The sequence below is a fragment of the Microbispora sp. NBC_01389 genome (assembly GCF_045040095.1).
GTDB lineage: Bacteria > Actinomycetota > Actinomycetes > Streptosporangiales > Streptosporangiaceae > Microbispora.
Genome location: NZ_CP109552.1, coordinates 6,856,666 through 6,882,743 on the forward strand (window position 1 = coordinate 6,856,666; position 26,078 = coordinate 6,882,743).

At 72.9% G+C, this 26,078-nt stretch carries 20 protein-coding genes; 9 read left to right on the forward strand and 11 right to left on the reverse strand.

Going from position 1 to position 26,078, the window contains the following annotated elements; all coding sequences use genetic code 11:
- Positions 1-11: 11 nt before the first annotated feature.
- Positions 12-509 carry a winged helix-turn-helix domain-containing protein gene (locus OG344_RS30250; protein ID WP_405086005.1) on the forward strand — a complete coding sequence of 166 codons (498 nt, stop codon included), beginning with the start codon at positions 12-14 and terminating at the stop codon, positions 507-509.
- On the opposite strand, the gene OG344_RS30255 is transcribed toward OG344_RS30250, so the two are convergent.
- Genes OG344_RS30255 through OG344_RS30270 form a run of 4 tightly spaced genes read right to left on the reverse strand, consistent with a single transcriptional unit; the run spans position 478 to position 6,110 of the window.
- Positions 478-1,626 (reverse strand): acyl-CoA dehydrogenase family protein, encoded by a 1,149-nt coding sequence (locus OG344_RS30255; RefSeq protein ID WP_405086006.1) that lies wholly within the window; start codon positions 1,624-1,626, stop codon positions 478-480. The two genes, OG344_RS30250 and OG344_RS30255, sit on opposite strands and share 32 nt — an antisense overlap.
- 1 nt (position 1,627) lies before the next feature.
- On the reverse strand, positions 1,628-2,536 hold the full coding sequence (locus tag OG344_RS30260) for a hydroxymethylglutaryl-CoA lyase (RefSeq protein ID WP_405086007.1): 909 nt from the start codon (positions 2,534-2,536) through the stop codon (positions 1,628-1,630).
- On the reverse strand, positions 2,527-4,491 hold the full coding sequence (locus tag OG344_RS30265) for a biotin carboxylase N-terminal domain-containing protein (protein WP_405089202.1): 1,965 nt from the start codon (positions 4,489-4,491) through the stop codon (positions 2,527-2,529). Before OG344_RS30265 ends, OG344_RS30260 begins: the two co-directional genes overlap by 10 nt.
- A gap of 29 nt (positions 4,492-4,520) precedes the next feature.
- Positions 4,521-6,110: a carboxyl transferase domain-containing protein gene (locus OG344_RS30270; RefSeq protein ID WP_405086008.1), complete on the reverse strand. Its 1,590-nt coding sequence runs from the start codon at positions 6,108-6,110 to the stop codon at positions 4,521-4,523.
- A gap of 46 nt (positions 6,111-6,156) precedes the next feature.
- Here OG344_RS30270 and OG344_RS30275 point away from each other — a divergent pair, with 46 nt between their 5' ends.
- The gene (locus tag OG344_RS30275; RefSeq protein WP_405086009.1) at positions 6,157-6,732 is read left to right on the forward strand and encodes a TetR/AcrR family transcriptional regulator; all 576 of its coding nucleotides are present in this window, start codon (positions 6,157-6,159) and stop codon (positions 6,730-6,732) included.
- A 74-nt stretch (positions 6,733-6,806) separates the two neighbouring features.
- Here the strand turns inward: OG344_RS30275 and OG344_RS30280 are convergent, their stop codons facing one another.
- Positions 6,807-9,026, reverse strand: coding sequence for a thiamine pyrophosphate-dependent enzyme (locus OG344_RS30280; protein ID WP_405086010.1), 2,220 nt, complete (start codon positions 9,024-9,026; stop codon positions 6,807-6,809).
- A 226-nt stretch (positions 9,027-9,252) separates the two neighbouring features.
- Here OG344_RS30280 and OG344_RS30285 point away from each other — a divergent pair, with 226 nt between their 5' ends.
- The 3 genes from OG344_RS30285 to OG344_RS30295 all read left to right on the forward strand — a co-directional run bounded on the left by OG344_RS30285 (position 9,253) and on the right by OG344_RS30295 (position 12,475).
- Positions 9,253-10,584, forward strand: a complete 1,332-nt coding sequence (locus tag OG344_RS30285; protein ID WP_405086011.1) for a hypothetical protein — start codon at positions 9,253-9,255, stop codon at positions 10,582-10,584.
- Positions 10,585-10,790: 206 nt separating this feature from the next.
- Positions 10,791-11,069 (forward strand): acyl carrier protein, encoded by a 279-nt coding sequence (locus OG344_RS30290; RefSeq protein ID WP_405086012.1) that lies wholly within the window; start codon positions 10,791-10,793, stop codon positions 11,067-11,069.
- The gene (locus tag OG344_RS30295; protein WP_405086013.1) at positions 11,066-12,475 is read left to right on the forward strand and encodes a condensation domain-containing protein; all 1,410 of its coding nucleotides are present in this window, start codon (positions 11,066-11,068) and stop codon (positions 12,473-12,475) included. The genes OG344_RS30290 and OG344_RS30295 overlap by 4 nt, the downstream gene beginning before the upstream one ends.
- A 27-nt stretch (positions 12,476-12,502) precedes the next feature.
- On the opposite strand, the gene OG344_RS30300 is transcribed toward OG344_RS30295, so the two are convergent.
- From OG344_RS30300 to OG344_RS30315, 4 genes are all read right to left on the reverse strand, one after another.
- Positions 12,503-13,357 (reverse strand): ABC transporter permease, encoded by an 855-nt coding sequence (locus OG344_RS30300; protein ID WP_150931602.1) that lies wholly within the window; start codon positions 13,355-13,357, stop codon positions 12,503-12,505.
- 4 nt (positions 13,358-13,361) lie between these two features.
- On the reverse strand, positions 13,362-14,351 hold the full coding sequence (locus tag OG344_RS30305) for an ATP-binding cassette domain-containing protein (RefSeq protein WP_405089203.1): 990 nt from the start codon (positions 14,349-14,351) through the stop codon (positions 13,362-13,364).
- A 2-nt stretch (positions 14,352-14,353) separates the two neighbouring features.
- Positions 14,354-14,881: a PadR family transcriptional regulator gene (locus OG344_RS30310; protein ID WP_405086014.1), complete on the reverse strand. Its 528-nt coding sequence runs from the start codon at positions 14,879-14,881 to the stop codon at positions 14,354-14,356.
- A gap of 93 nt (positions 14,882-14,974) precedes the next feature.
- Positions 14,975-16,069, reverse strand: coding sequence for a magnesium and cobalt transport protein CorA (locus OG344_RS30315; protein ID WP_405086015.1), 1,095 nt, complete (start codon positions 16,067-16,069; stop codon positions 14,975-14,977).
- Between the two features lie 136 nt (positions 16,070-16,205).
- On the opposite strand from OG344_RS30315, the gene OG344_RS30320 reads away from it, so the two are divergent.
- The 3 genes from OG344_RS30320 to OG344_RS30330 all read left to right on the forward strand — a co-directional run bounded on the left by OG344_RS30320 (position 16,206) and on the right by OG344_RS30330 (position 19,892).
- A complete protein-coding gene (locus OG344_RS30320; RefSeq protein ID WP_405086016.1) occupies positions 16,206-16,925 on the forward strand; it encodes a M50 family metallopeptidase in 720 nt (239 codons plus the stop codon).
- Between the two features lie 764 nt (positions 16,926-17,689).
- Complete coding sequence (locus OG344_RS30325) at positions 17,690-18,106, forward strand: hypothetical protein (protein ID WP_405086017.1); 417 nt, start codon at positions 17,690-17,692, stop codon at positions 18,104-18,106.
- A 94-nt stretch (positions 18,107-18,200) separates the two neighbouring features.
- Positions 18,201-19,892: a hypothetical protein gene (locus OG344_RS30330; RefSeq protein ID WP_405086018.1), complete on the forward strand. Its 1,692-nt coding sequence runs from the start codon at positions 18,201-18,203 to the stop codon at positions 19,890-19,892.
- Here OG344_RS30330 and OG344_RS30335 read toward each other — a convergent pair.
- Together OG344_RS30335 and OG344_RS30340 are read right to left on the reverse strand one after the other, a co-directional pair.
- Positions 19,804-23,295, reverse strand: coding sequence for an AAA family ATPase (locus tag OG344_RS30335; RefSeq protein ID WP_405086019.1), 3,492 nt, complete (start codon positions 23,293-23,295; stop codon positions 19,804-19,806). The genes OG344_RS30330 and OG344_RS30335 overlap by 89 nt on opposite strands.
- 31 nt (positions 23,296-23,326) lie before the next feature.
- Positions 23,327-24,427, reverse strand: a complete 1,101-nt coding sequence (locus OG344_RS30340; protein WP_405086020.1) for an exonuclease SbcCD subunit D — start codon at positions 24,425-24,427, stop codon at positions 23,327-23,329.
- A 111-nt stretch (positions 24,428-24,538) separates the two neighbouring features.
- Here OG344_RS30340 and OG344_RS30345 point away from each other — a divergent pair, with 111 nt between their 5' ends.
- On the forward strand, positions 24,539-26,056 hold the full coding sequence (locus OG344_RS30345; RefSeq protein WP_405086021.1) for an alpha/beta hydrolase family protein: 1,518 nt from the start codon (positions 24,539-24,541) through the stop codon (positions 26,054-26,056).
- Positions 26,057-26,078: the final 22 nt, after the last annotated feature.

The following is a 26,078-nucleotide window of genomic DNA, read 5'->3' on the forward strand; positions in this document are numbered from 1 at the left end:
CGAGGGGGGCCGTGCTATACGCATTGCTGGGACCGTTCCTGGCCTACGACGTTCAAGGTGAGGTCATCGCAGAGCTCGCGCCGAGGCAGCGGCAGCTCCTGGCGTTGCTCCTGCTCAACGCGAACATCGTCCTGCATCGCGACAGGCTGATCGACCTGCTGTGGAACGGCCGTCCACCCGACTCCGCCCGCCGCAATCTCACCACCTACGTCGCGCGCCTGCGCCGCCTGCTCTCCCCTCGCGAACCGGAAAATTCCGCTCTGGGGACGGTCGGCAGCGGCTATGTCCTTTCCGCGCCCTCGGCTTCCGTGGATGTGGAGCAGTTCAATCATTTGACAATGCAAGGAAGAACGGCCCGGGATAATCGGGATTACCACAATGCGGCCGAACTGCTGGAAGACGCCCTGCGGTTGTGGCGGGGCGGCCGCCCGGCGGCCGTCCCTCGGTCCGGCCGGGGGAAGTCAGGCGGATGCGGGCTCAGGCGGGGAGGCCGAGCTCGCGGGCGATGAGCATGCGCTGGACCTCGCTGGTGCCCTCGCCGATCTCCAGGATCTTCGCGTCGCGGTAGAAGCGGCCGACGGGGAACTCGTTCATGAACCCGTAGCCGCCGAAGACCTGGGTGGCGTCGCGGGCGTTGTCCATCGCGGCGTTCGACGCGACGAGCTTGGAGATCGCCGCCTCCTTCTTGAACGGCAGGCCGGCCACCATCCGCTCGGCGGCGTGGTAGTAGGCCAGGCGGGCTGTGTGCGACCGCGCCTCCATGTCGGCGATCTTGAACTGGATGGCCTGGTAGCCCCCGATCTCCTGGCCGAAGGCCCGGCGCTCCCGCGCGTACCGCACCGACTCGTCCACGCAGCCCTGGGCGAGGCCCACCGACACCGCGGCGATCGCCACCCGGCCCTCGTCGAGGGTCCGGAGGAACTGCGCGTACCCACGCCCTCGCTCCCCGAGGATGTTCTCCTCCGGCACGCGGCAGTCGGTGAAGGAGAGCTCGCGGGTGTCGGAGGCCGACCAGCCGACCTTGGAATACTTCTTCGACACCGTCATGCCGGGCGTGCCCGACGGCACGAGGATCGTGGAGATCTCCGGCCGTCCGTCCTCCCGGTGGCCGGTGATCGCCGCCACCGCGACGACCCCGGTGATGTCGGTGCCGGAGTTGGTGATGAACGCCTTGGAACCGTTGATCACCCACTCGCCGCCGTCGAGGACGGCGGTGGTGCGCATGCCGCCCGCCACGTCGGAGCCGCCGCCGGGCTCGGTCAGCCCGAAGGCCCCCAGGATCTCGCCCGCCGCCATCCCCGGGAGCCAGCGCCGCTTCTGCTCGTCGGTGCCGTACCGGAGGATCGGCACCGCGCCCAGCGACACCGCCGCCTCCAGGGTGATCGCCACGGAGGAGTCGACCCGGGCCAGCTCCTCCAGGGCCAGGCACAGCGCGAAGTAGTCGCCGCCCATGCCGCCGTACTCCTCAGGGACGGGCAGGCCGAACAGGCCCATCGCGCCCATCCTGCGGACGACGTCGTACGGGAACTCGCACCGCTCGTAGTAGTCCCCGATGACGGGGGCGACCACCTCGCGGGCGAACTCCTCCACGGACTTGCGCAGCTCGATGTGCTCGTCGTTGAGCATCTCAGATCTCCTTGGCGAGAGCCTGGACGACGCGGGAGGGGCTCGGCCGGCCCAGGATTCCGGCGAGCCACAGGCTGGTGGCGGCCAGCGACCTGACGTCCACCCCGGTCTCGACACCGAGGCCGTCGAGCATCCACACCAGGTCCTCGGTCGCGAGGTTGCCGGTGGCGCTCTTGGCATACGGGCAGCCGCCGATGCCTCCGGCGGAGGAGTCGACGACGGTGATCCCCCGCCTCAGCGCGGTCAGCGTGTTGGCCAGGGCCTGGCCGTAGGTGTCGTGGAAGTGGACGGCGAGCCGCTCCGGCCCGACACCGGCCTCGGCGAAGGCGTCGAGCAGGTCCTCGACGTGGCGGGGCGTGCCGACGCCGATGGTGTCGCCCAGCGACAGCTCGTGGCAGCCGAGGTCGAGCAGCCTGCGCCCGACCCTCGCCACCTGCGCGGGCGCGACCGGCCCCTCCCAGGGATCGGCGAAGCACATCGAGACGTACGCCCTGACCCGCAGGCCGTGGGCCAGAGCCCGCTCGACGACCGGCGCGAACATCTCGAACTGCGACTCGACCGTACGGTTGAGGTTGCGCCGCGCGAACGACTCGGTGGCGCTGCCGAAGATCGCGATGTCGGTGACGCCCCCGTGGTCGCGAGCACAGTTCAGCGCCCGGTCGAGGCCTTTCTCGTTGGGGACGAGCACCGGGTAGCGGACCCCGGGCACCCGGGGCAGGCTCTCCAGCAGCTCACCCGCGTCGGCGAGCTGGGGCACCCATTCGGGGTGGACGAAGCTCGTCGTCTCGATCATGGTCAGCCCGGCCTCGGCCAGCCGGGCGACGAACTCGCGCTTGACCTCCACCGGCACGACGGCCGACTCGTTCTGCAGGCCGTCGCGCGGGCCCACCTCGTAGATCGTCACTCGCACGGCGTCACCACCGCCAGCACCGCGTCCAGGTCCACCGTCTGCCCCGGCCGCACCCGCAGCTCGGCGAGCACGCCGTCGTCCGGCGCCGTCAGGGTGTGTTCCATCTTCATCGCCTCCACCACGACCAGGGGCTGCCCGGCGGTGACCCGGTCGCCCGGGGCCGCCTTCACCAGCAGCACCGTTCCCGGCATCGGGCTGCGGAGCACGCCGTCCCCGCCGAGCGCGCCGCCCGCCCGGTCTCCCGGGTCGCCGGGCTCGTGCCGGGTGACCGGCCAGGCCCGGCCGCCCTCGGCGAGCCAGAGCGTGCCGCGGTCGCGGGCGATCGCGTAGCGGCGGGTGATCCCGCCGAGCGACACGACGGCCGCGCCGTCGCCAGGCCGCGTCAGCCGCGCCCGGCCGAGTGAACGACCATTAACTTCGACCTCGGCGTCGTCCGCCGATCCCTCGACCCGCACCGGCACGCCGAGGTGGTGGACCGTCCAGGCGGGCGCGCCGATCCGCCAGCCGTCGTTGACGTCCCAGGGGCCGCCGGCGGACCCGGCGAAGCCCGCGTGGAAGACGAGCGCCGCGGCGGCGAGCACCTCGTCCGGCACGCCGCCGCCCGCTGAACCGCCCGCCGGGCCGTTCACCAGGTCGCCGAGCCGGCGCTCGACCAGGCCGGTGTCGAGCCGCCCGGCCGCGACCTCGGGATCGGCCAGCAGCGCCCGCAGGAAACCGACGTTGGTGGTGACGCCGAGGATCACCGTGGATCCGAGCGCCCGATCCAGGGCCGCGAGCGCGCCCGCCCGGTCCGGGGCCCAGGCGACCGCCTTGGCCAGCATGGGGTCGTAGTCGCTGCCCACGACCATGCCCTCGGCGAGCCCGGAGTCGAACCTGACACCCTGTCCGGCGGGCTCCCGCAGGGCCAGGATCCGGCCCCCGGTGGGCAGGAAGTCGCGGGCGGGGTCCTCGGCGTACACGCGGGCCTCGGCCGCGTGGCCGCGCAGGCGCACCTCGTCCTGCCCGAACGGCAGCGCCTCGCCGGAGGCGATCCGCAGTTGCAGTTCGACGAGGTCGAGGCCGGTCACCATCTCGGTCACCGGGTGCTCGACCTGGAGCCGGGTGTTCATCTCCATGAAGGAGAAGCCCCCCGGGTCGGCGGCCGGGACGATGAACTCGACCGTCCCCGCGCCGACGTAGCCGACCGACCGCGCGGCCTCCACCGCCGCCGCGCCCATGCGCGCCCGCGTCGCGTCGTCCAGCAGCGGGGACGGCGCCTCCTCCACGATCTTCTGGTGCCTGCGCTGCAGGCTGCACTCGCGCTCGCCGAGGTGGACGACGTTGCCGTGCGCGTCGGCCATGACCTGGATCTCGATATGCCGGGGGCCGTCGACGTACCGCTCCAGCAGCAGCGTGCCGTCCCCGAAGGCGGCCACGGCGGTGCGGCGGGCCGACTCGATCGCCGCGGGCAGTTCGCCGGCCGAGGCGACCCGCAGCATGCCCTTGCCGCCCCCGCCCGCCGACGGCTTGATCAGCACGGGGAAGCCGATGCGCCCGGCCGCCTCGGCCAGGTCGTCGCCGGGCTCCGCGCCGCCGGGGACGACCGGCACGCCCGCGCGGGCGACCGTCTCCTTGGCCCGGATCTTGTCGCCCATCGCCTCGATGGCCTCCGGCGGCGGGCCGACGAACACCAGGCCCTCTTCCGCGCAGCGGCGGGCGAACGCGGCGTTCTCGGCGAGGAAGCCGTATCCGGGATGGATCGCCTCGGCGCCGCTCGTCCGGGCCGCCTCGACGATCCCATCGGCGTCGAGATAGCCGCGCGGGAGCCGTACGGCGAGGTCGGCCTCGCGCACGTGCCGGGCGTCGCGGTCGGCGTCGCTGTGGACGGCGACCGCGCGCACGCCCAGCGCACGCAGCGTCCGGATGATCCGGACGGCGATCTCCCCCCGGTTGGCGATCAGCACGCTGGTGAACATCACGAGAGAACCCGAGTCATCACTCTGCCTCACATCCGGAAGACGCCGTAGCCGACGGGTTCGAGGGGGGCGTTGGCGGCGGCGCCGAGCGCCAGGCCGAGGATGGTCCTGGTGTCCACCGGGTCGATCACCCCGTCGTCCCACAGGCGGGCGGTCGAGTAGTAGGGGCTGCCCTGGTGCTCGTAGCGGGCCCGGATCTCCTCGGGGTCGGCGTCGCCGACCGTGGACAGGACCGTGGCGGCCTGCTCGCCGCCCATGACCGAGATGCGGGCGTTCGGCCACATCCACAGGAAGCGGGGCGAGTAGGCGCGGCCGGCCATCGCGTAGTTGCCCGCGCCGAACGAGCCGCCGATGATCACGGTGAACTTCGGCACCCGGGCGCAGGCGACCGCCGTGACCATCTTCGCGCCGTGCTTGGCGATGCCCCCGGCCTCGTACGCCTTGCCGACCATGAAGCCGCTGATGTTCTGCAGGAACACCAGCGGAATCGACCGCCGGTCGCACAGCTCGACGAAGTGGGCGCCCTTGAGCGCCGACTCGCCGAACAGGATGCCGTTGTTGGCCACGATCCCGACGGGGTGGCCGTGGACGCGGGCGAACCCGGTGACCAGGGTCGGGCCGTACTCGGTCTTGAACTCCAGGAACCGGCTGCCGTCCACGATCCGGGCGATCACCTCGCGCACGTCGTACGGCCGGCGGGTGTCCTGGGGGACGATCCCGTACAGGTCGTGCGGGTCGTGCAGCGGAGGCTCGGCCGGCGCGACGTCCCAGGGGCGGGGGCCTCTCGGGCCGAGCGACCCGACGATGTCCCGCACGATCTTCAGGGCGTGCGCGTCGTCCTCGGCGAGGTGGTCGGTGACACCGCTGACGCGGGCGTGGACGTCGCCGCCGCCCAGTTCCTCGGCCGTGACGGTCTCGCCGGTCGCGGCCTTCACCAGCGGCGGCCCGCCGAGGAAGATCGTCCCCTGGTTGCGGACGATCACCGCCTCGTCGCTCATCGCCGGGACGTAGGCGCCGCCCGCGGTGCAGGAGCCGAGCACGGCCGCGATCTGCGGGATGCCCCGCGCCGACATCGTGGCCTGGTTGTAGAAGATGCGCCCGAAGTGCTCCCGATCGGGGAAGACCTCGTCCTGCTTCGGCAGGAACGCCCCGCCCGAGTCGACCAGGTACACGCACGGCAGGGTGTTGTGGAGGGCGACCTCCTGGGCGCGCAGGTGCTTCTTGACCGTCATGGGGTAGTAGGTGCCGCCCTTGACGGTGGCGTCGTTGGCCACGACCACCACCTCGCGGCCGCCGACCCGGCCCACGCCGGTGATGATCCCGGCGGCCGGGGCCTGGTCGTCGTACATGCCGGTGGCCGCGAGCGGCGACAGTTCGAGGAAGCGCCCGCCGGGGTCGAGGAGCGTGTCGACGCGGTCGCGGGGCAGCAGCTTGCCGCGCTCGGCGTGCCGGGCGCGGGCCCGCTCCGGACCGCCGCGCGCCGCGGCCGCGAGCCGCTCGCGCAGCTCCGCCGCCAGGCGCTCGTTCGCCTCGGCGTCGCGCTTGTACGCCTCGCCGCCCGGATCGCACCGGCTCTCCAGCACCGGCCAGGCACTCACCGGCCAGTCGCTTGTGCTCATGCTGGAATGTTAGTCATCGTTAACTTGCTCCGTCTACCATGGTGCCGTGAAGACCCCTACCCGCAATCGGCGGGCCGAGATCCTCGACGCGGCCGCCGCCCTGTTCGCGGCGCGCGGCTTCCACGGCGTGTCCATCGAGGACATCGGCGCCGCGGTGGGCGTCTCGGGGCCGGCGCTCTACCGGCACTTCAGCGGCAAGGAGGCGCTGCTCACCGAGATGCTGCTCGGGATCAGCGAGCGGCTGCGCGAGCAGGGGGCGCGGCTCGCCACCACCGCCGACCCGGACACCGCGGAGGCGGCCCTGGACGCGCTGCTGGCCGGGCACATCGATTTCGCGCTGCGCCACCCGGCGCTGATCCGGGTGCAGGAGCGCGAGCTCGACAACGTGCCCGAGCAGGCGAGGCGGGCGATCCGGCGGCTCCAGCGGCTGTACGCCGAGGAGTGGGTGGCCGTGCTGGCCGAGCTGCACCCCGACTGCCCGCAGGCCCGGCTGCGGGCCGCCGCGCACGCGGTCTTCGGCCTGCTCAACTCCACCCCGCACAGCGCGGGAGAGCTCTCCCCCGAGGCCATGGCCGGCCTGCTGCACACCATGGCCCGCGCCGCTCTGTGCCAGATTGGGTGACCGGCCGCGCTGTGATCAACCCCCGGATCAACCCCCGGATCAACCCCCGGATCGGCCCCCCGATCAGCCCTCGGTCAGTCACGGGCGAGCAGGGCGCGGGCGGCCTGCTCGATCTCGGCTTCGGACAGCAGCACGGTGTCGGCCGCCGGGCCCAGCGGCACGAAGCTGTCCCGGGAGGTCACCCGGGTGATCGGGCCGGTGAAGCCGTTGTCCAGCAGCGCCGCCATCACGCCCTCCGAGACGCCTCCGCTGCGCCGGGTCTCGTCGGCGACGAGCACCCGGCCCGTGAGGTCGGCCGCGCGCATGAGGTCGTCGACCGGCAGGGGCGACAGCCACCGCAGGTCGAGCACCCGGCAGCCCAAGCCCTCCGCCGTGAGCCGCGCCGCCGCCCGCAGGCTCATCCGCAGCCCGTTGCCGTAGGTGACGATGGTGAGGTCGCGGCCGTCGCCGTAGGAGCGCCCCCGCCCGACCGGGACGTGCGTCTCCGCCCAGCGGGGCGGCGCCGCGTACGGCGCGAGCCAGCCGCCGTCGCCCTCCTCGAACAGGTCCCGGGTGTGGTAGAGCGCGATGGGCTCGAGGAACACGCACACACTCCCGTCCACGCGGGCGGCGGCCAGGCACGTGCGGAGCATCGCCGCCGCGTCGTCGGGCCGCGCCGGAGACGCGATGATCAGACCGGGGATATCGCGCAACGCGGCAATTGAGTTGTCATTATGGAAATGTCCCCCAAATCCCTTTTGGTAGGCATATGAGGCGACTCGTACGACCAGGGGATTGCGGTACGCGCCCCGAGAGAAGAACTGCAGAGTCGACGCCTCGCCACGAATCTGATCAAGGGCGTTGTGCAGATAGGCGAGATACTGGATCTCCGGCACCGGCAGCATCCCCGCCAGCCCGCTGCCGAGCGCGAGCCCGAGGACGGCCTGTTCGTCCAGCAGCGTATCGAAGACCCTCTCACTGCCGAACCTGCGCAGCAGCCCGCGCGTGACGCCATACACACCGCCTTTGCGGGCCACGTCCTCGCCGAACACGAGGACCCCGGGGTCGGCCGCCATGGCGTCGGCGAGCGTGCGGTTGACGGCCTGCGCGAGTGTGAGCCCGCCCTCCGACTCCGGCGGCGCGGCGAAGGCCCGCTCGCGCTCCCGCGCGGGCGCGGCCCGCAGGGCTCCGGCCGCCACCGCCCGCGGGTCGCGCGGCGCGAGCGGCGCCATCACCTCCGCCGCCGAGGTCAGCCGGGGCCGCCGCCCGCACTCCATCGCCAGCTTGAGCACGTGGTCGCGCTCGGCCTCGTAGCGCGCCAGCAGTTCGTCGGGCTGGGCGAGGCCCGCCTCCACCAGCAGCCGAGCCGTACGGACGAGGGGGTCGCGCGCCAGGTCGGCGGCGATTTCCTTGCGGGTGCGGTAGGCGCTCTCGACGTCCGAGCCCGCGTGGCCCATCAGCCGCACCGTGCGCAGGTGCAGGAACGCGGGGGCGCGGTTGTCGCGCACGTGGCGGGCGGCACGCGTCGCGGCGTCGTAGGCGTCGGCGAGGTCGCAGCCGTCGGCGTGGAAATACTCCAGCGCCGGGTGCCTGGCCCGCTCGACCCAGTCGCGCGGGGTCCGCACGCTGATGCCGAGGCCGTTGTCCTCGCACACGAACAGCACCGGCACGCGCAGCCCGCGATGGCCGCCGTACGCCGCGGTGTTGAGGCCCGTGAGGGCGGAGGCGTGGTTCAGCGAGGCGTCGCCGAATCCGCAGACGACGACCGCGTCGCGCGGCCACGGCGACGGCAGCCCGAGCGCGCGCGCCTGCTCGATCGCGAAGCCGACGCCGACGGCTCTCGGCAGGTGGCTCGCGATCGTGGAGGTCTGCGGGACGACGGCGAGGCCGGGGTGGCCGAACACCTTGTGCCGGCCGCCCGCGATCGGCTCCTCGGCCGACGCGGCGACCCCCAGCAGCACGTCGCGCAGCCCCTCCTCGGCCAGCCGTCCGGCCTGGGCGGAGCGGGCCAGGTAGAACGCGCCCGACCGGTAGTGCAGCAGTGCGGGGTCGGTCGTCCGGAGCGCCGCGGCCACGGCGGCGTTCCCCTCGTGACCGGACGACCCGATCGTGTAGAAGCCCTCGTCGCGCCCGCGCATCAGGCGGGCGGCGACGTCCAGGAGCCGGCTGCCGAGTTGCACCGCGAACAGCTCCCGGCACCGGGCACCGGTGAGGCCCGAGCCGGGGCGGACCGGCAGATCCGGGTCCCCGGCGGGTCCCGGGGTCAGCGCCCCCACGGCTTCGGCGAAATGGGTCTCCACTGCTTCCCGCACCACACGGCCGATTATGTCGCAGGATGCTCTCCCCGTCCCGCGGAGTGGGAACTCCCGGCATCGTTCCGATTATCGATCACCTTAATTGGCACGATTTGATGACGAATGGCATTGCTCTCAACCTATGCCGGTTATCGCCCGTCTACTTGAGAGGAATGACGTGGCACCCTCAGGCCGCGTTCACCGTTCGGCCACCGGGAAGGATGGTTCAGCGGAAATGTTGAAACGCATGCGCGCCGTGATCGCGGCGGCGGCCATGGGAGGAGCGGTCGCCCTGGGCGGAGCCGTGGCTCTCCCGGCCGTCGCCGGCGCGGCGACGACGCCCTCTCCCGCGCCGGCGCCGAGCGACCTCGCCGTCTCCCCCAGCCCCGTGATCGTCGCCGGCGGCGCGGGCACGACGGCGACCTTCACCTACAAGGCGGCGGAGGGGGGCGCCGCCCGGCTTCTCGACGGGTCGGGCCGGGCGGTCCCGCTCGCCGTCGGATCCGCCGGCTCCGGCGCCTACACGGCCAGGTACGGCTTCACCTTCAGGGACGAGCCGGGCGCCTGGAAGCTGGAGGTGAGGACCGAGGGCGGCACCGCCGCCAAGGAGTTCCAGGTTCACTGGAGCACCGGCCTCGACTTCGCCGCCTCGCCGGACGTGGTCGACCGCGGCGGCGTCGTCAGGCTGACCGGCGCGCTCACCTACGGCGCGTCGCGCGGGTACGCCGGCCAGCGGGTGTACCTCGCGTTCAAGCCGGTCGGCGGCTCCTACGGCCGGGTCGGCTGGGTGACGACCGACGGGCGCGGCCGCTTCTCGGCCGACGAGAGGGCGGACGGGTCCGGCTGGTGGCGGGCCGAGTTCGACGGCACCACCGCCGCCGAGCCCGCGACGAGCGACAGCGACCGGGTCGACGTGCGGGACGCCGCCAGGCGCACCCGCGTCACCGGCTTCGACGCATCCCCCGACCCCGTCCGGGCCGGTGACACCCTGCGCCTGCGCGGCCGGCTGGAGATCGACGGCGGGGACTTCTGGCGCGGCTACCCCGACCACCGCGTGCGGATCCTCTTCAAGCCCGACGGCGGCTACCGCTGGCAGTACGTCACCTCCGCCTGGACCGGCGACCGCGGTTTCTTCGCCGCGGACGTCAGGGCCAGGACCTCCGGCTGGTGGCGGGCCGAGTTCGAGGCCGTCACCGGCGCGACCGGCTCGGTGGGCTCGTCCGACTACGTGACGGTCCGCGCTCCCCGGCCCGTGCCGCCGCCCGCCGCCGGCACCCGGGTGATCCGTTTCGACGCCTCCCCCGAGCCGGTCACGTACGGGAAGTACCTGACCTTCCGCGGCGCGCTCCAAATCTGGGACGACGGCTGGGAGGGCTACGGCCACCAGAAGGTGACCGTGTGGTTCAAGAAGGCCGGCGGCTCCTGGCACTACGTCAAGACGCTGCGGACGAACGTCTCCGGCTCGTTCTGGGGCAAGACCAAGGCGACCCGCTCCGGAAGCTGGAAGGTGGTCTTCCCCGGTGACGACGACGCCCGTCGCTCGTCCAGCCGCGCCGACCGGGTCCGCGTGAAGCACTAGAGAAGACGATCGAGCCGGCCCGGGGCGCGTGTCACCCCGGGCCGGTCCATTTCCGGGGCGGGCCCGCAGACGCGGTTTCCGAAAGTTTTCGGACAGCGTCTTTTCTGTTTCACTGTCATCCCCGAACCGATTTGCCTATGCTTCCATCGCAGGTCGGCATGGTTCCCCCGCGACCACGGAGGATGTCATATGACGGGCGGTGCGGCATGACGGCCGGGCAGTACAGGCGGGCCCTGGCGGAGTTGGTCGCCGAGGTGTCCGACGGCGCGATCGGCGCCGAGGATGCGCTCGCCGGCGAGCGGTCGCTGTCCGCGCTCGGCCTGACCTCGGTGGCCCGGGTCCGGCTCGTCGACGCGATCGAGGACACCTTCGGGGTCGAGGTCGGCCTCGGCGGCGACTGGTCCTCGCTGGAGAGCGTCGACGCCCTCGCCGCGCTGGTGTCCCGGGCCGCCGAGCCCGGCGACCGGACCGCGGCAGACGCATGACGACGCCGGAGGGCTCCCCGGCGCGGGCCGCGGGCGCGACGGTGGAGTTCCACGGCGCGCGGGCGGGCGAGGCGACGCTGACCTGGGGGCAGCGGCTGATCTGGCGCGCCGTCCACCTGATGGGCGACAGTCAGTCCTTCCTCAACTGCCCCTGGGTGCTACCCGTGTACGGCAGGCGCGACCTCGCGACCGTGCTGGACGCGCTGCGCGAGCTACTCGAACGGCACGAGACCCTGCGTACCACCTTCCACGGCACGCCGGAGGGGCCGGTGCAGCGGGTGAGACGCGACGGCCGGCTCACCGTCGACCTGGTGGAGGCGGGACCGGAACGCGCGCTGCGGGCGGCCGAACGGATCGCCGGCGAGCTGAGCGCGACGGCCTTCGTCCACGACGCCGACCTGCCGCTGCGCTGCGCCGTCGTCCTCAAGGCCGGGCGGCCCATGGCGCTGGCGCTGACCTTCTCCCACCTGGCCGTGGACTTCCAGGCCCTGAGCCTGCTCGCGGAGGAGTGGAAGATCCTGCTCAGAGGGGAGGAGCCGCCGCCCGCCGACTGGCATCCGACGGACCAGGCGGCCCTGGAGCGCGAGGAGTCGTTCCAGGCGCGCTCGGCCAGGTCGATCCGATACTGGCGGGCCATCCTGGAGGAGGCGCCGCTCGACGTGTTCGACCACCCTCCGGGCGAGCCGGAGGACCCCCGGTTCATCGAGGTCGGCATGGAGTCGGTGGCGCTCGCCGCGGCGGCCGAGACGCTGGCCGGGCGGTGGACCATCAGCACGACCAGCGTTCTGCTCGGCGCGTGCGCGACCGTCCTGGCCACGGTGAGCGGCCGCACGAGGGCGGTCATGCAGCTCGTGCACAGCAACCGCCGCGACCCGCGCACCCGGACCATGATCGGCAACGTCGGCCAGGACGGCCTGTTCGTCCTCGACCCGCCCTCCGACGGCTTCGCCGACGCCTGCCGGGAGGCGCACCGCGCCGCCTTCACGGCGTACCGCAACGCGCACTACGACCCCTTCGCCATGCAGGCCATGCGCGAGGAGATCGGCCGCCGCCGCGGCCGGGAGGTGGACCTCGACGCGTTCTTCAACGACCGGCGCACCGTCGGCACCTGGCCGGGAGCGCCCCGGCCCGCGTCCGGCGAGATCCCCGATCTCACCGCGAAGACCCGCACGTACGTCACGAACGCCTGGCCCGGCGTCCGGTTCAAGGCGTTCTTCACCGTGGGCGCGGCCACCGACACCGGACAGCTCAGCCTCATCGCTGACACCGCCTACCTGCCCCGGGAGACGGCCCGCGCCATGCTCCTCGGCGTGGAGTCGCTGCTGGTCCGCGCCCTCGACGAGGACGTCCCGCTCGCCGCCGTCCCCCGGGTGTGCGGGGTCGGCCCGTTCGCCGGAACCGCTTAGTCCGTTTAGTCCGTACGCCGGAACTGCTCAGTCCGTACGCCGGAACTGGGCCACGGCCACGGCGAGCAGGACCGCGCCGACGGCGGCGACCAGGCCGAGTTCGAGCGGCACCGGCAGCCGGTGGCCGAACCAGCTCACGCCGGGGTTGAGCATCGCGTCGACCTGCGGCGGCACGTCGAGGTGGCCGAAGACCGCCCGGCGCATCGGGTCCACGGCGTACGTCAGCGGGTTGACCGTCGTGAGCACGTGCAGCCACGACGGCAGGCCGGCCAGCGGGAACATGGCGCCCGACAGGAACATCATCGGCATGATCGCCATCTGCATCACGCCGAAGAAGCTCTGCATGGTGCGCATCCGGGCGGCCAGCGTCACGCCGAACGCGGTGATCGTGAAGGCGGCGAGGAACATCTCGCCGAGCAGGGTGAGGATCAGGCCCGGCGAGTACGGCACGCCGACCAGCCCGGCGAGCGCGAGGATGATCACCCCCTGCAGGGTGGCGACGACGGCACCGCCCAGGCACTTGCCGACCACGATCGCGCCCCGGCTGACCGGCGCGACCAGCATCTCGCGCAGGAACCCGAACTCGCGGTCCCACACGATGGACCCCGCCGAGAACATCGCCGTCATGATCACGGTCATCGAGATCATGCCGGGATACATGAACGTCCGGAAGTCGACCCCGGGGACCGAGCCGCGCACCAGCGTGCCGAGCCCGGTGCCCATCACGAACAGCCACAGCACCGGCTGGACCAGCGAGGACACGATCCGCGTGCGGTCGTTGGCGAACCGCAGCAACTCGCGGTGCAGCACCACCTTGACCGCCCGCAGGTCGTGGCCTCCGCCCGCCCGCGGCACGCTCACCCGGACCACGTCGGTCGTCATCGGCTCACCTTCCCCTGGCCATCGCGCGCATCCACTGGTTGCCGGCCCCCGACGACTCGGCGTCGCGGATCGTGGAGCCGGTGTAGGACATGAAGACGTCGTCGAGCGAGGGACGCGACACGCTCACCGACCGGATCGGCACGCCGAGGCCGGCGAACAGCCGCGGCACGAACTCCTCCCCCGACGGGACCGCGAACGTCACCTGACCCTCCCGTACGGCGGCCTCGACGCCGAAGTTCTCCTTGAGCAGGACCATCGCGCGTTCGTCGTCGCCGGTCTGGATCTGCACGCGGTCCTTGCCGACGCTCGCCTTGAGCGCCTCCGGCGAGTCGATCACCACGATCTCGCCGTGGTCGATGATCGCGATGCGGTCGCAGTACTCGGCCTCGTCCATGTAGTGCGTCGTCATGAAGATCGTGATGTCCTCGCTGTGCCGCAGCTTGCCGATGTATCCCCAGATGGCCGAGCGCGTCTGCGGGTCCAGGCCGACCGTGGGCTCGTCCAGGAAGAGCACCCGGGGCGAGTGCAGCAGCCCGCGGGCGATCTCCAGCCGGCGCTTCATGCCGCCGGAGAACGTCATGACCTTGCCGTCCCTGCGGTCCCACAGCCCGACCATGTCGAGCACCTGACGCATCCGGTCGCCGACCAGGTCCTTCGGCACGCCGTACAGCTCGGCGTGGAAGCGCAGGTTCTGCTCGGCGGTGAGGTAGCCGTCCAGCGTGGGGTCCTGGAAGACCAGCCCGATGTTGCGGCGCACGGCGTCGCGCTCGGTCACGATGTCGTGCCCGGCGACGAGGGCGGTGCCGCCCGTGGGGGTGGCGAGCGTGCACAGCATGCTGATCGTGGTGGTCTTGCCCGCGCCGTTCGGCCCGAGGAAGCCGAACACCTCGCCGGGCGCGACCTCGAAGTCGACGCCCTTGACGGCCTCGACCTTCCCGTACGTCTTGCGCAGCCCGCGCACGGCCACCGCCGCGTTCACGTCTCCCCCGTTCATGCTCACGCGTCCTCCGCGAGGATCCGGAACATCGCCTGCCGGGTGCTCCGCAGCAGTTTCTTGGTCTCGGCGACCTGCCGGTCGTCCGCGACGTGGGTGAGGTGGACGAACGCCTCGCCGAGCCGGCCCCACAGCAGCCGCAGCTCGTGCCGGTCCTCGGGGAGACTGCGGCGGACGTCCGCCCACGGCTCGGCCCGCGGGTCGGCCTGGCTCATGCCCTCCCCGGTCAGCCGGTAGGCGCGGCTGCCGCTCGCGTCCTCCCCCGCCACCAGGCCCTCGTCCTCCATCTGCTGAAGGGCGGGGTAGACCGAGCCGGGGCTGGGCCGCCAGACCCCGCCGCTGCGCCGCTCGATCTCCTCGATGAGCTGGTAGCCGTTGCGCGGCTCCTCGGTCAGCAGGCGCAGCAGAGCCGTACGGACGTCGCCTCGCCGGACGCGCGGGCCGAGACCGGGCGGGACCGGAGGCGGAGGCGGAGGCGGCGCCGCGCCGTGGTGCGGCGGTGCCTGCGGGGGCCACTCATCGTCGTGCATGTCATCCTCCAACTATCGAGATACGTGAAAGATATATCTAGATAGTTGTCACGACAAGGCCTAAACCGGTGCATCGGCGCTCGAAGCGGAGGTCTACAGCCAGTCGCGGCGCTTGAAGACCAGGTACAGCGTGAGGCAGACGAGGCCCATGAGCATGATCGCCACGGGGTAGCCGAGCCACCAGTGCAGCTCGGGCATGTGGTCGAAGTTCATCCCGTAGATCGTGCCGACCAGGGTCGGGGCGAACAGGATGGCGGCCCAGGCGGAGATCTTCTTGACCTCGTCGCCCTGGGCGATGCTCGTGGCCGTCAGCTTGGTCATCTCCTCGTTCTGCTGCTGGCTCACGAGGGTGGAGTTGACGATGAGGATGTCCTGGAGCATCTCCCGGAAGCCCGCCACCCGCTCGGTGACCGTGATGGCGTGGTCGGACACGTCGCGCAGGTAGCGCTGCAACTCCTCGTTCACGCCGTACTTGGGCGAGCCCGCGATGAAGCCGTCGAGCATCGGCACGAGCGGGCTGGTCGCCCGCTGGAACTCGATCACCTCACGCGACAGCGCGTAGATGCGCCGCGGCGCGGCCGGGTCGCCGCCGAAGACCTGCACCTCGATCTCGTCGATGTCGTTCTGCAGCCCCGCGACCACCGGCGCGTAGCCGTCCACCACCGCGTCGAGGATCGCGTACAGCACGGCCTGCGGGCCCTGGCGGAGCAGGTCGGGGTCCGACTCCATCCGCCGGCGCACCTTCGACAGGTCGGGCGCCTCGCTGTGCCGCACGGTCAGCACGAAGTCGGGGCCCACGAAGACGTGCAACTCGCCGAAGGCGACCTTCTCCGGCTTGTCGAGGTACTGCGCCGCCCGCAGCACCACGAACAGCGTGCCGCCGTACCGGTCGGCCTTGGGCCGCTGGTGGGCGACGATGGCGTCCTCGATGGCGAGCTCGTGCAGGCCGAACTCCTCGGCGGCCTTGATCAGCTCCGCCTCCTCCGGCCGGTAGAGGCCGATCCACGCCATCGCGCCCGGCCGCGAGCGCAGCGAGGCGATCGCGTCGCCGAGCGACAGCGGGGAGTCCACCCGCTCGCCGTCCACGTACACCGCGTTGTCGATCACGCTGTGCCTGAAGGAGTCCTCGCGCTCGCCGGCGCGGGGGTCCATGGAGTGTTCGGGAGCCTGCTCCGGCTTCGTCCTCATGAGTCCACTCAATCCGCGCAGTCCACGTATCCGCCGCTCTGCCACTTTAAGAAGGTAACCCCCGTTCCCACTTTCCCCGCGCACCGGGCGGGCACGGGGGGCGTGGGCCCGGGCCGCGGGCCGTACGATTCCGGGAGTGACCCCCCTCAAGGCCCTCTGGAACCATCTGACCGCCACCCAGGTCGCGCCCCCGCTCTGGCTGGTCGTCCTGTCCGGGTTCGCCGCTCTGGCGGTAGTCGCCTACCCGATCTCGTGGCACTACTCCCGCGGCCTGATCACGATCGCGCACGAGGGCGGCCACGCGCTCGTGGCGGTGCTCACCCGGCGCAAGCTGCGGGGGATCCGGCTCCACTCGGACACCTCCGGAGTGACGCTCACCCGGGGCCGGCCGACCGGGCCCGGCATGGTCGCCACCGCCGCGGCGGGATACGTCGCGCCGTCCCTGATCGGCCTCGGCGCGGCCTGGCTGGTCGCGGACGGGCGGATCACCCTGCTGCTGTGGGCCGTGCTCGCGCTGCTGACGTGCATGCTGCTGATGATCAGGAACGTCTTCGGCGCGGTGTCCCTGCTCGTGGTGGGCGGCGCGGTCTTCGCGCTGTCCTGGTTCGCGCCGCCCGACGTGCAGTCCGCCGGCGCGTACGCCGCAGCGTGGTTCCTGCTGCTCGGCGGCGTGCGGCCGATCCTCGAACTGCAGGCCAAGCGCCGGGTCGGCCACGCCCCGGACTCCGACGCCGACCAGCTCGCCCGGCTGACCCGCGTGCCCGGCACGCTCTGGGTGCTGCTGTTCCTGCTGGTCTCCACCGCGTCGCTCGTATACGGCGGCTACCTGCTGGCCTCCCGCTGGCTGCCCATGTAGACCATGTTGACCTTGACGCGGTGTCAGCGTTTTCACGCCCGCGGCGGCCGACGTGGAAACGCCGCGAGCGCCTTTACATTGTAGATCAGAGAATTTGTGGACAAATCTTCGCTGGATGGTGATCGAATCGGGGCCGGGCGGTGGAGTGAATTCGACAAGTCGGCGTGCGTTCGTGTCATGGGCACGACAATTCCCCCGATTCGGCCCTCCGTAAGCCGCCGGGCACTTTCTCGCGGACGTGTTTCGTTGAGGTAGCCAGGAAGGGAGAATCCCTGGTGACAATTCGATTTCTTGTGGTCGTGGCCAACTCCCTTTTATGGTTACGTGTTGTTCGTCTGCTGGTCGGGGCCCGGCTGGAGAGGGACGAGTGGTGAGGCGAACTCGATCGGGCGGGCGAGACGTCCGCGCGCGAGGGATGACCGTCGCATGAGCCCGGATGAGGCGCAGGAGGAGCCGCGGACGAGGGGACCACGCACCCGCCGGGAGAAGCTGGTGCCGGCGGGGAAGACCGCCGCGATATCAACGGGCTGCTGCGAGACACCCGGAGCTTCGCGGAGACGTTCAGTGCGATCTCCACGGTCTTCGTGAACTACCAGGTGGATCAGGGAACGTTGCATGGCGAAGCGGCGATAACGGCGATGCAGACGTTGTCAGACCGCACGCTGCCGTCTTGGCCGGCCGGAGCGCGGCGACTCGGCCTCAGCGAGTGCCTGGCCATCATGGGCTCCACTAGGCGGGCCGCGCCTACTCCTACCGGGTTGACGGTGGGCCAGCAGGCACTGGTCGATCGCATCGATGCCCGTGTGCTGGCCGGGTGCGTCCCCGCGTTCGCGCAGGAGAACGACAAGGTGATCGCCGCGGTGAACTGCGCGGTCGTGCGCCCCGGCCCGGCACGGAACCCTCTGGTGATGCGGTTCATCGACGCGAAGGCGCTGAAGGCGTGGCTCGCCGGGCTGTCCGCGGGCCTGGGGCCGCGCGGCTGCGCCCACGGCGACTCCTCCAGCCCCTGGAACCACGAGGGAACGGCCACGGGGACGCTCGTCTGCAAGCCAGGCGCGAACGGCTCCTACCTGGCCGCGTGGACCTTCGACGACGAGGACGTCGCGGCCGTCGCCGAGGCGGGCGACCGGCGGACCATCTGGATCTGGTGGAAGGACAACGCCTACCTGCTGACCCCCTGAGCCCACCCCGCCGCACTCGCGCGGCTGTCGAGGAGATCGCCGCCCTGCCATCAGACCCAGTCGCCGCATGACAGGTGACCAATATCCTGCCTGAATGGAAGCCCCCCAGCCCATGGTAGGCGTGCTCGACGAGCGGCCTGACTCAACTGGCCGGCGGGCGACGCGCGAGACGACCCGCCCGTGGGTACGGGTGATCGCCGTCGTCCTTCCGGCCCTTGTGGCTCTGATCCTCGGCGCCTGGCGCATCACCGTGCCGTCGCTATGGCGCGACGAGTCCTTCAGCGGCGTCATGGCACGCATGCCGCTGTCCTACGTACGGCGGCTGATCGCCGACGTCGACGCGGTGCACGTCACCTACTATCTGCTTCTGCGGCCCTTCGCCGCGATCGCGCAGAACGAACTCATGCTGCGGCTCCCCTCCTTGCTGGCGTTCGCCACCACCGCGTTCGGCGTCGCGGTCATAGGGCGCCGCCTGGCCGGGCCGCTCGCCGGCTGTTGCGGCGGCCTCGTCTACGCCCTGCTGCCGCTGGCCGACCGATACGCTCAGGAGGCGCGGAGCTACGCCATCGTCAGCGCGGCGGCGGTGCTCTCGACATGGCTGCTGCTGCGGACCCTGGAGGGCGCGCAGACCCGCTGGCACTTCGCGTACGCCGCGAGTGTGGCTCTGCTCGGCTGGCTGCACCTGTACTCCCTGCTCCTGCTTGCCGCCCACCTCGCCGGGGTTCTCGCGGCGCGACCGGCCCGGCCGCTGCCGTGGCTCTTCTCGGTGGCCGCGGGCGGCGTCCTGATCACTCCTCTTGTGATCGTGGCCGCCGGGCAGCGAGACGAACAGCTCTTCTGGCTGAAGTCTCCCGGCGTCGCCGATCTCGCCGGGCTTCCAGCGGAAATCACCGGCGGGACCGCCGCGGCCGTGCTCCTGCTCGTGCTCGCCGCCGCCGGAGCGTGGTGGTCGCGTCGCGCTCTACTGGTGACCGCGTGGCCGGTTCTCCCGGTGCTCGCTTCGTTCCTCATCTCGCAGGAGTACCCGGTCTACCATCCCCGGTACGTCCTCTACGCAATACCGGGACTCGCGCTACTCGCCGGAATCGGCGTGCAGGCGGTCACCGGGGCCATCCGGCCGGCGACCGCCCGCGTGAGCGTGGCAGCGGGCGCCATCGTGCTCCTGGGCGCGCTGGCAGCTCCCGCGCAGGCCGCCATCCGGCTGCCGGACAGCCGCCCCGACGATCTGCGTACCCTGGCTGCTGTACTCACGCAGCAGGAACGCCCAGGCGACCGAGTGCTCTTCGTTCCCCGGCGGTACCGACTGTTCGTGAGCGTGTACGGACAGCCGTACCGACGGCTGGTCGACCTCACCAACGCGCCCGGCGTCTACGAGCCCCGGACGGCCGCCGAGTTCACGGCGGCGGCCGCGGGCGTGCACCGGATCTGGCTCATCTCACCGCGGCTCAGCGAGCGGTATATGTCGGACCCCCGGCTGCAAGTGCTGCGGCGCGGCTTCGTCGCCGGAGCCACCAGGACCTTCGGATCCGTACGCCTCACGCCTTACACACCCCGCGGAGCCGCGAGGGCCCACGCGAATGCCCGTGTAAAGGTCAGCGGAACCTCGGGGACCGGCCAAGCTACGCCCGCCGATGCCGGGACGGTCAGCGGGGTTCAGCGGGCCGGTCTCGACTCCACCCAGGTAAGGGGCCGGGCGGTCAGGCGTGCGACAGGGTGGAGCCGCCGCGGTTCTTCAGCACGCGGAGCTGGGCGGGGATGCGCACGCGCAGTTCGGCGACGTGGCTGACCACCCCGACCGCCCGGCCGCCCTCCCGCAGCCCGTCGAGGATGTCGAGCACGTCGTCCAGCGTGTCCTCGTCGAGCGTGCCGAAGCCCTCGTCCACGAAGAGGGTGCCGATCTCCGCGCCGCCGGCCTCCTGCGTCACCACGTCGGCCAGGCCCAGCGCCAGGGCGAGGGAGGTGATGAAGCTCTCGCCGCCGGAGAGGGTGGCGGGGTCGCGTTCGACCCCGGTCCAGGCGTCGAGCACCCGCAGGCCCAGCCCGCCGCCCGACCGGCCCCGGTCGCCCGCGGTCCGGTTCAGGTCGTGCCGCAGCAGGTAGCGCCCGCCCGACATGTGGTCGAGGCGCTCGTTGGCCGCGTCCACGACCTGCCGCAGCCGCTCGCCGAGCACGTACGCCGACAGCCTCATGTGCCAGCGGTTGTCGCCGGATGTGCCATTGGCCAGTTCGGCGAGACGCCGGGCCAGGCGGTGCCGCTCCTCGGCCGGCCGGTGGGCGCGCACCGCGGCGTCCAGTTCGCCGGCGAGCGCGGTGAGCTGGTCGAGCCTGCTCCGCGCGCGGTCGCGGGCCGAGGTGCGCGAGCCGTGCTCGTGCTCGGCCACATCGTGCGCGGCGCTCAGCTCCGCCAGGCCGGCGGGCGGCTCGGCGGCGGCCGCGACCAGTTCGGGATCGGCCAGCAGCCCCTCCACCGTGGCGCGTTCGGCGTCCAGCAGGCCCAGCCGCTCGGTCATCGCCTCCCGGTCCTCCGGGGTGCGGGTCGCGGCGGCGGCGTGCTCCGCACTCGCGAACCCCTCCCCCGACGCCGCGCGGGCCGCCGCGGCCCGCGCGGCCTCGCTCTCGCCACCGGCCGCCTCCGCCGTCCGCGCCGCGTCGGCCGCCTCACGCAGCAGGCCGGCCTCCTCCGAGAGGCGGTCGAGACGGGCGGCGAGCGAGGGGTCCGCGCCCCGTGCGGCGTCGATCACCTCGGCCAGCCGGCGTTCGCCGGTCTCCAGCATGTCCCGGTGGGCACGGGCCTCGGCCAGCTCGGCCCCGGTCCGCGCGGCCCGCTCGCCCAGCTCCTCCAGCTCGGCCGTGAGCCGGGCGGCGCGGGCGGCGAGCTCCTCCTCCGTCTCCGCCTCCGACCGTGCCCGGCTGAGCCGGGCCTCCACGTCCGCGAGGTCGCCCTCCAGTCCCGCGGCGAGGCGCTCTCCCTCGGCGAGCAGGGCATCCCGCCGGGTCCTGGTCTCGGTCAGCAGCCCGGCCAGCTCCATTGCCCGCTCGCGGGCGTCCTCCAGGGCGGCGGCGAGCCGCCCGGCCTCCTCCTCGGCCGCCTCGACCGCCGACGCGGCCGAGCGCAGCCGCGACAGCTCGTCCCGGGCCTCGTCCAGGGCGGCCCCGGCGGCCTCCTCGGACAGGTCCCCGGCGCGCGACTCCGCGTCGGCGAGGCGCGAGGTGAGCCCCGCGACGTTCGCCTCCGCCGCCTCACGGGCGCGCTGCGCCGCGTCGAACGCGTCCTGCGCCGCCTGCTCGTCCTCGGCCGTGGCGGCCCGTACGGCGGGCTCGGCCGGGCGGGGATGCCCGGTGGCGCCGCAGACGGCGCAGGGCAGGCCGTCCACCAGCCCTGCCGCCAGCTCGGCGGCCATCCCGTCGATGCGGTCCTGCCGCACCTCCTGGAGCCGGTCCCGGCGCTCCTGGGCCAGGTCGACCGCCGCGCGACGGTCCCGCTCGGCCGCGTCCAGTTCGGCGGTCAGCGTGTCGCGGAGCCGCGCGCTGCCGAGCCGCTCCTCCGCCGTCCGGGCGGCGGCCTCCAGCGCGGGAATCCGCGCGGCCATGTCGCGCAGGCCCCGGAGCCGTTCCCCGGCGTCGGCCAGGGCCGCGGGCAGGTCCTGCTGGTCGGCCCGCGCCCGCGCCTCGTCGCCGGAGAGCCGGGTCAGCTCCGCGTCGAGCAGCGCGGCCTCCTCGGTGACCGCGCGCAGCCGCGACGCGGCGTCCCTGGCGGCGGTCAGGCCCGGCAGGCTCGCCGCCGCGCGGCGCGCCTCCGCGAGCCGCTCCTCGACGCCGGCACGCTCCCCGGGCAGTGCGGCGAGCCGTCCGGCCAGGCGGGCCTCCTCCCCGGACAGCTCCGCCAGCAGGCGCTCGGCGCCGGCCCGCTCGTCCCGCACCTCCCGCAGGCGCGTCTCCTCCGGGAGGATCTGGCGCACCCGGGCGATCTCGTCGCGCCGCTCCCGCTCCAGCGCGGCCAGCCGCTCCGGATCCGGCCGCTCCGGATCCAGGTGGGGCGCATCAGGCCGCGCGTCAGGCCGTGAATCGGACCGCGCGTCAGGCCGGGTCGCACCGCCCCCCGCGTTCGGCCGCTCCGGAGCTCCACCCGAGGCGCCGTCCGAGTTTCCGGGGAACGCGCGGAGCACGGCGTCGGCGGCCACCCGGCGGGCCTTGGCCGCGGCCTCCGCGCGCTGCTCGGCCTGGCGGACGAGCGGCAGCACCCGGTCGGCGCGCGCGGCCTCGTCGAGCATCGCCTCCAGGTCGGATCGCTCGTCCGCCGCCGCGTCGAGCTCCTGGCTCCGGGCCAGGGCGGCGGCGTGCCTGCGCTGCCGGTCGGCGAGGGCCCTGCCCTCCTCCAGCCGGCTCCGGGCCGACAGCAGGCCGGCCTGGCTCGCCGCGCAGGCCGTCGCCGCGTGGGCGAGCGCGCCCTCGGCGAGGCTCAGCACCTCACCCGACCACGCCTCCGGATCGGCCGCGTCCTCGGGCAGCGCCAGGTCTCCCGCCGCGCCGCGCATGCGGTCCAGCACGGAGTCGACCCGCTGGGCCAGCTCCTGCGCCTCCCGCCCGGAGCGCGTGCGGTGGTCGGCCAGCCACCGCTCCACCTCGCCGAACACCCGGACGGAGAAGAGCCGCTCCAGCAGTTCGCGCCGCTCCTCGCCCCCGGCGCGCAGGAACTTGGCGAAGTCGCCCTGCGGCAGCAGCGCCACCTGGCAGAACTGGGCGGCGTTCATCCCCGTCAGCGTGCCGATGAAGTCACCGGCCTCGTCGCTGCGGGTGCTGCGCGCGACCCACCGCCCGCCGGGCTCGGTCAGCTCCTCGACCAGGGCCTTGGCCTTCTCCTCCACCAGACCCGAGCCCCTGAGCTTGGGCCGCATCCACGCGGGGGAACGGGTGACGCGCAGGCGCCTGCCCCGGATCGTCGCCTCCAGCGTCACCGACGGCCCCCGGCTCGGCGGCGCGTGGTCGCAGCGCAGGCTGCGGGCGCTCTCCCGCTGGCCGGGCACCCGCCCGTACAGGGCGTAGCAGACGGCGTCGAGCACCGTGGTCTTGCCCGCGCCGGTCGGCCCGTGGATCAGGAACAGGCCCGCCTCGCCGAGCGCGTCGAAGTCGACCTCCTCCGTTCCCGGGAAGGACCCGAACGCGACCATGCTCAGCCGATGCAGCCTCACGGTGCCTCCTCGCCCGGCGCGGGCCGGCCGCTCACACGCTCTCCCTGATGCGGCACGCCTCGACCGCCTCCTCCAGCAGACGCCGTTCGTCGTCGTCGGCGGGCGTGTCGCGCACCGCCTGGACAAAGTCGAGCGCCACGTCGATCTCGGCCCTGCCGGCGATCCTCGGCGGGCGCGCGGAGCTCCCGGTCGCGCCGTCCGGTTCGAAGGCGAGCGCGAGCGTGTGCGGGAAGCGCCCGCGCAGGCGTTCCATCGCCTCGCGCGGGCGCACCGGGTCGGTCAGCGTCACCTGCAGCCAGTGGTCCTCGTGCCGGGCGAAGCGGGCGTCGGTCAGCAGGTCGTCGATGCGGCCCCGGAGCCGCGCGACCGGGCGCGGCACCGGAGCCGGGACGAACTCCGTCCGCCCGCCGTCGAGGTCGGCGAGCCAGGAGCCCTTCAGGTGGCCGGCCTCGGAGAAGGAGTAGGCGATCGGCGAGCCGCTGTAGCGGACCGTCTCGCTCATCGCCTGGCGCCCGTGCAGGTGGCCGAGGGCGACGTAGTCGGCGCCGTCGAAGGCGCTCAGCGGCACGTGGGACACCCCGCCGACGCTGATGTCCCGCTCGCTGTCGCTCGCCTCCCCTCCGGTGACGAACGCGTGCGCGAGCACGACCCTGCGCGCGGCCGGGTGCGCGCGGACGCGGTCCATGGCGTACGAGAGCGCGGCGGTGTGGCTGCGCTCGGCCAGCTCCCACGGTCCCCGGACGAGCTCGGGCTCCAGGTAGGGGATGCCGAAGAACGCGACGTCGCCGATCGTGACCGGCTCCCAGGCCCGGGCGGGGTCGGTGCGCAGGTGGACGCGCTCCATGAGATCGGCGCCGAAGCCCAGCCGTACGGCGGAGTCGTGGTTGCCGCTGATCAGCACGGTGTGCGCGCCCAGCGCCTTGAGCCTGGCGAGCGCCTCGTTGCACAGCGCCACCGCGTCCACGGGAGGCAGGGCGCGGTCGTAGACGTCGCCGGAGACCAGCACGACCTCCACCCGCTCCGCGCGCACGGTCTCGACGAGGTGGTCGACGAACGCGGCCTGCGCGCCGAGCAGGCTCTCCCGGTGGAAGGAGCGGCCGAGATGCCAGTCGGAGGTGTGCAGGACACGCATGTCGCAGGAAACTAACAGGTCCCGCCGACAAACGACGCATCAATCGTCACTTCCGTGGCACCGCGCAGGGAGCGAGTAATGACTTAACCTGGGTTCGGGATACGAGATCGCATGGGGGAGCGCCTCATGAACATCGGCCGGGGCACTCTCGGGGTGATCGCCGGTGTGCTGATGGTCGTGCTCGCCGTCGTCGGCCACGTGCTCTCCCCTCCTGCCTTCGACCCGCCGCCGCTTCCCGCCTCGCCCCAGTTCCGCGACATCCCCGCGCAGCCCGCCGCCGAGGTGCGGCCGATCGCCGGAGCGGGTTTCGCCGGCGGCCCCTTCCGCACCGAGAAACTGCTCGTGCCGGCGAGGAACGAGACGCTGCGGGCGACGATCCGGGCGCCGCTGACGCCCGGACGCCACCCCGCGTTCGTGTTCGTGCAGGGCTCGGGCTCGGGCGACGGCGGGGAGTTCACCCAGCAGGCCGAGTGGCTCGCGCGGGCGGGCATCGTGACGCTCGCCTACGACAAGCGGACCGTCGGCTACTCCTTCCGCGGCCGCGACTTCGGGCTGCTCGCCGACGACGCCCTGCGCATGCTGCGGGTTCTGCGCCAGCGGCCCGACGTCGACCCGGCGCGCGCGGGCCTGTGGGGGGTGAGCGAGGGCGGCTGGGTCGTCCCGATCGCCGCCGCCCGCGACCCCCGGGCGGCGTTCGTGGTCCTCGTCTCCTCGCCGAACGTCTCGCCGCTGCGCCAGGTTGCCTGGGCGCTCAACGAGCAGCTGCTGCGCCTGCACGCCCCGACCGGCGTACGCGATCTGCTGACCAGGGTCATGGGCGGCGTCGGCTTCGACTTCCTGCGCTACGACGGGGCGCCCGCCCTGCGCGGGATCACCCAGCCGGTGCTCGCGCTGTACGGCACCGACGACCCCTCCATCCCCTTCGTGGAGAGCACCGAGGCCCTCACCCGGGCGCTGCGCCAGGGCGACGCCGGCTACACCATCCGCTTCCTCGCCGGGGCCGACCACGCCATGCGGGTCAACGGGGGGACCTTCGCGGCCGGCTACCTGCCCACGCTGGCGAACTGGATCAGGGACCTGCCGCGTACGGCGAGACCCTCGGTGCCCATCGCGGGGGCGACGCCGGTGCAGCGCTTCGAGGCGGCCGACGTGCCGGCGGCGCCGTGGTGGGGAGACAGCACGATCCTGTGGCTGACGCTCTGCCTGGCCGCGGTGGGCTACGTCGCGGCGCCGGTGACGGAGATGGTCGTCCGCCTGCGCGGACGCGACCTGCGGTTCCAGGCCAACGTCCAGCGGTGGCCGACCATCCGGCGGCGGCTGCGTCGGATGGCCTGGATCGGGCTCGGCGAACTCGCCGCGGTTATGGCGTTCATCACGCTGATCGTGCTGTTCTCGGTGAACCAGGCGGGCGCCTGGCCCGCCGTACAGGCCGGGTGGCTGGTCGTACGGCTGCTCGCCGTCGCGATGCTGGCGCAGACGGTCGCGACGTTCGCCGAGGTCGCCGGTGGCCGGCGGGACGGCTGGGAGCCGACGCCCTGGCAGAAGAGCGTGCTCGCGGGCGTGCTCGGCGGCACGGCCCTGCTGCTGCTGACCGCGGCCTACTACGGCCTGTTCGCATTTCCTTGGTAGCGCCTTCCCCTGGTAGGGCCGC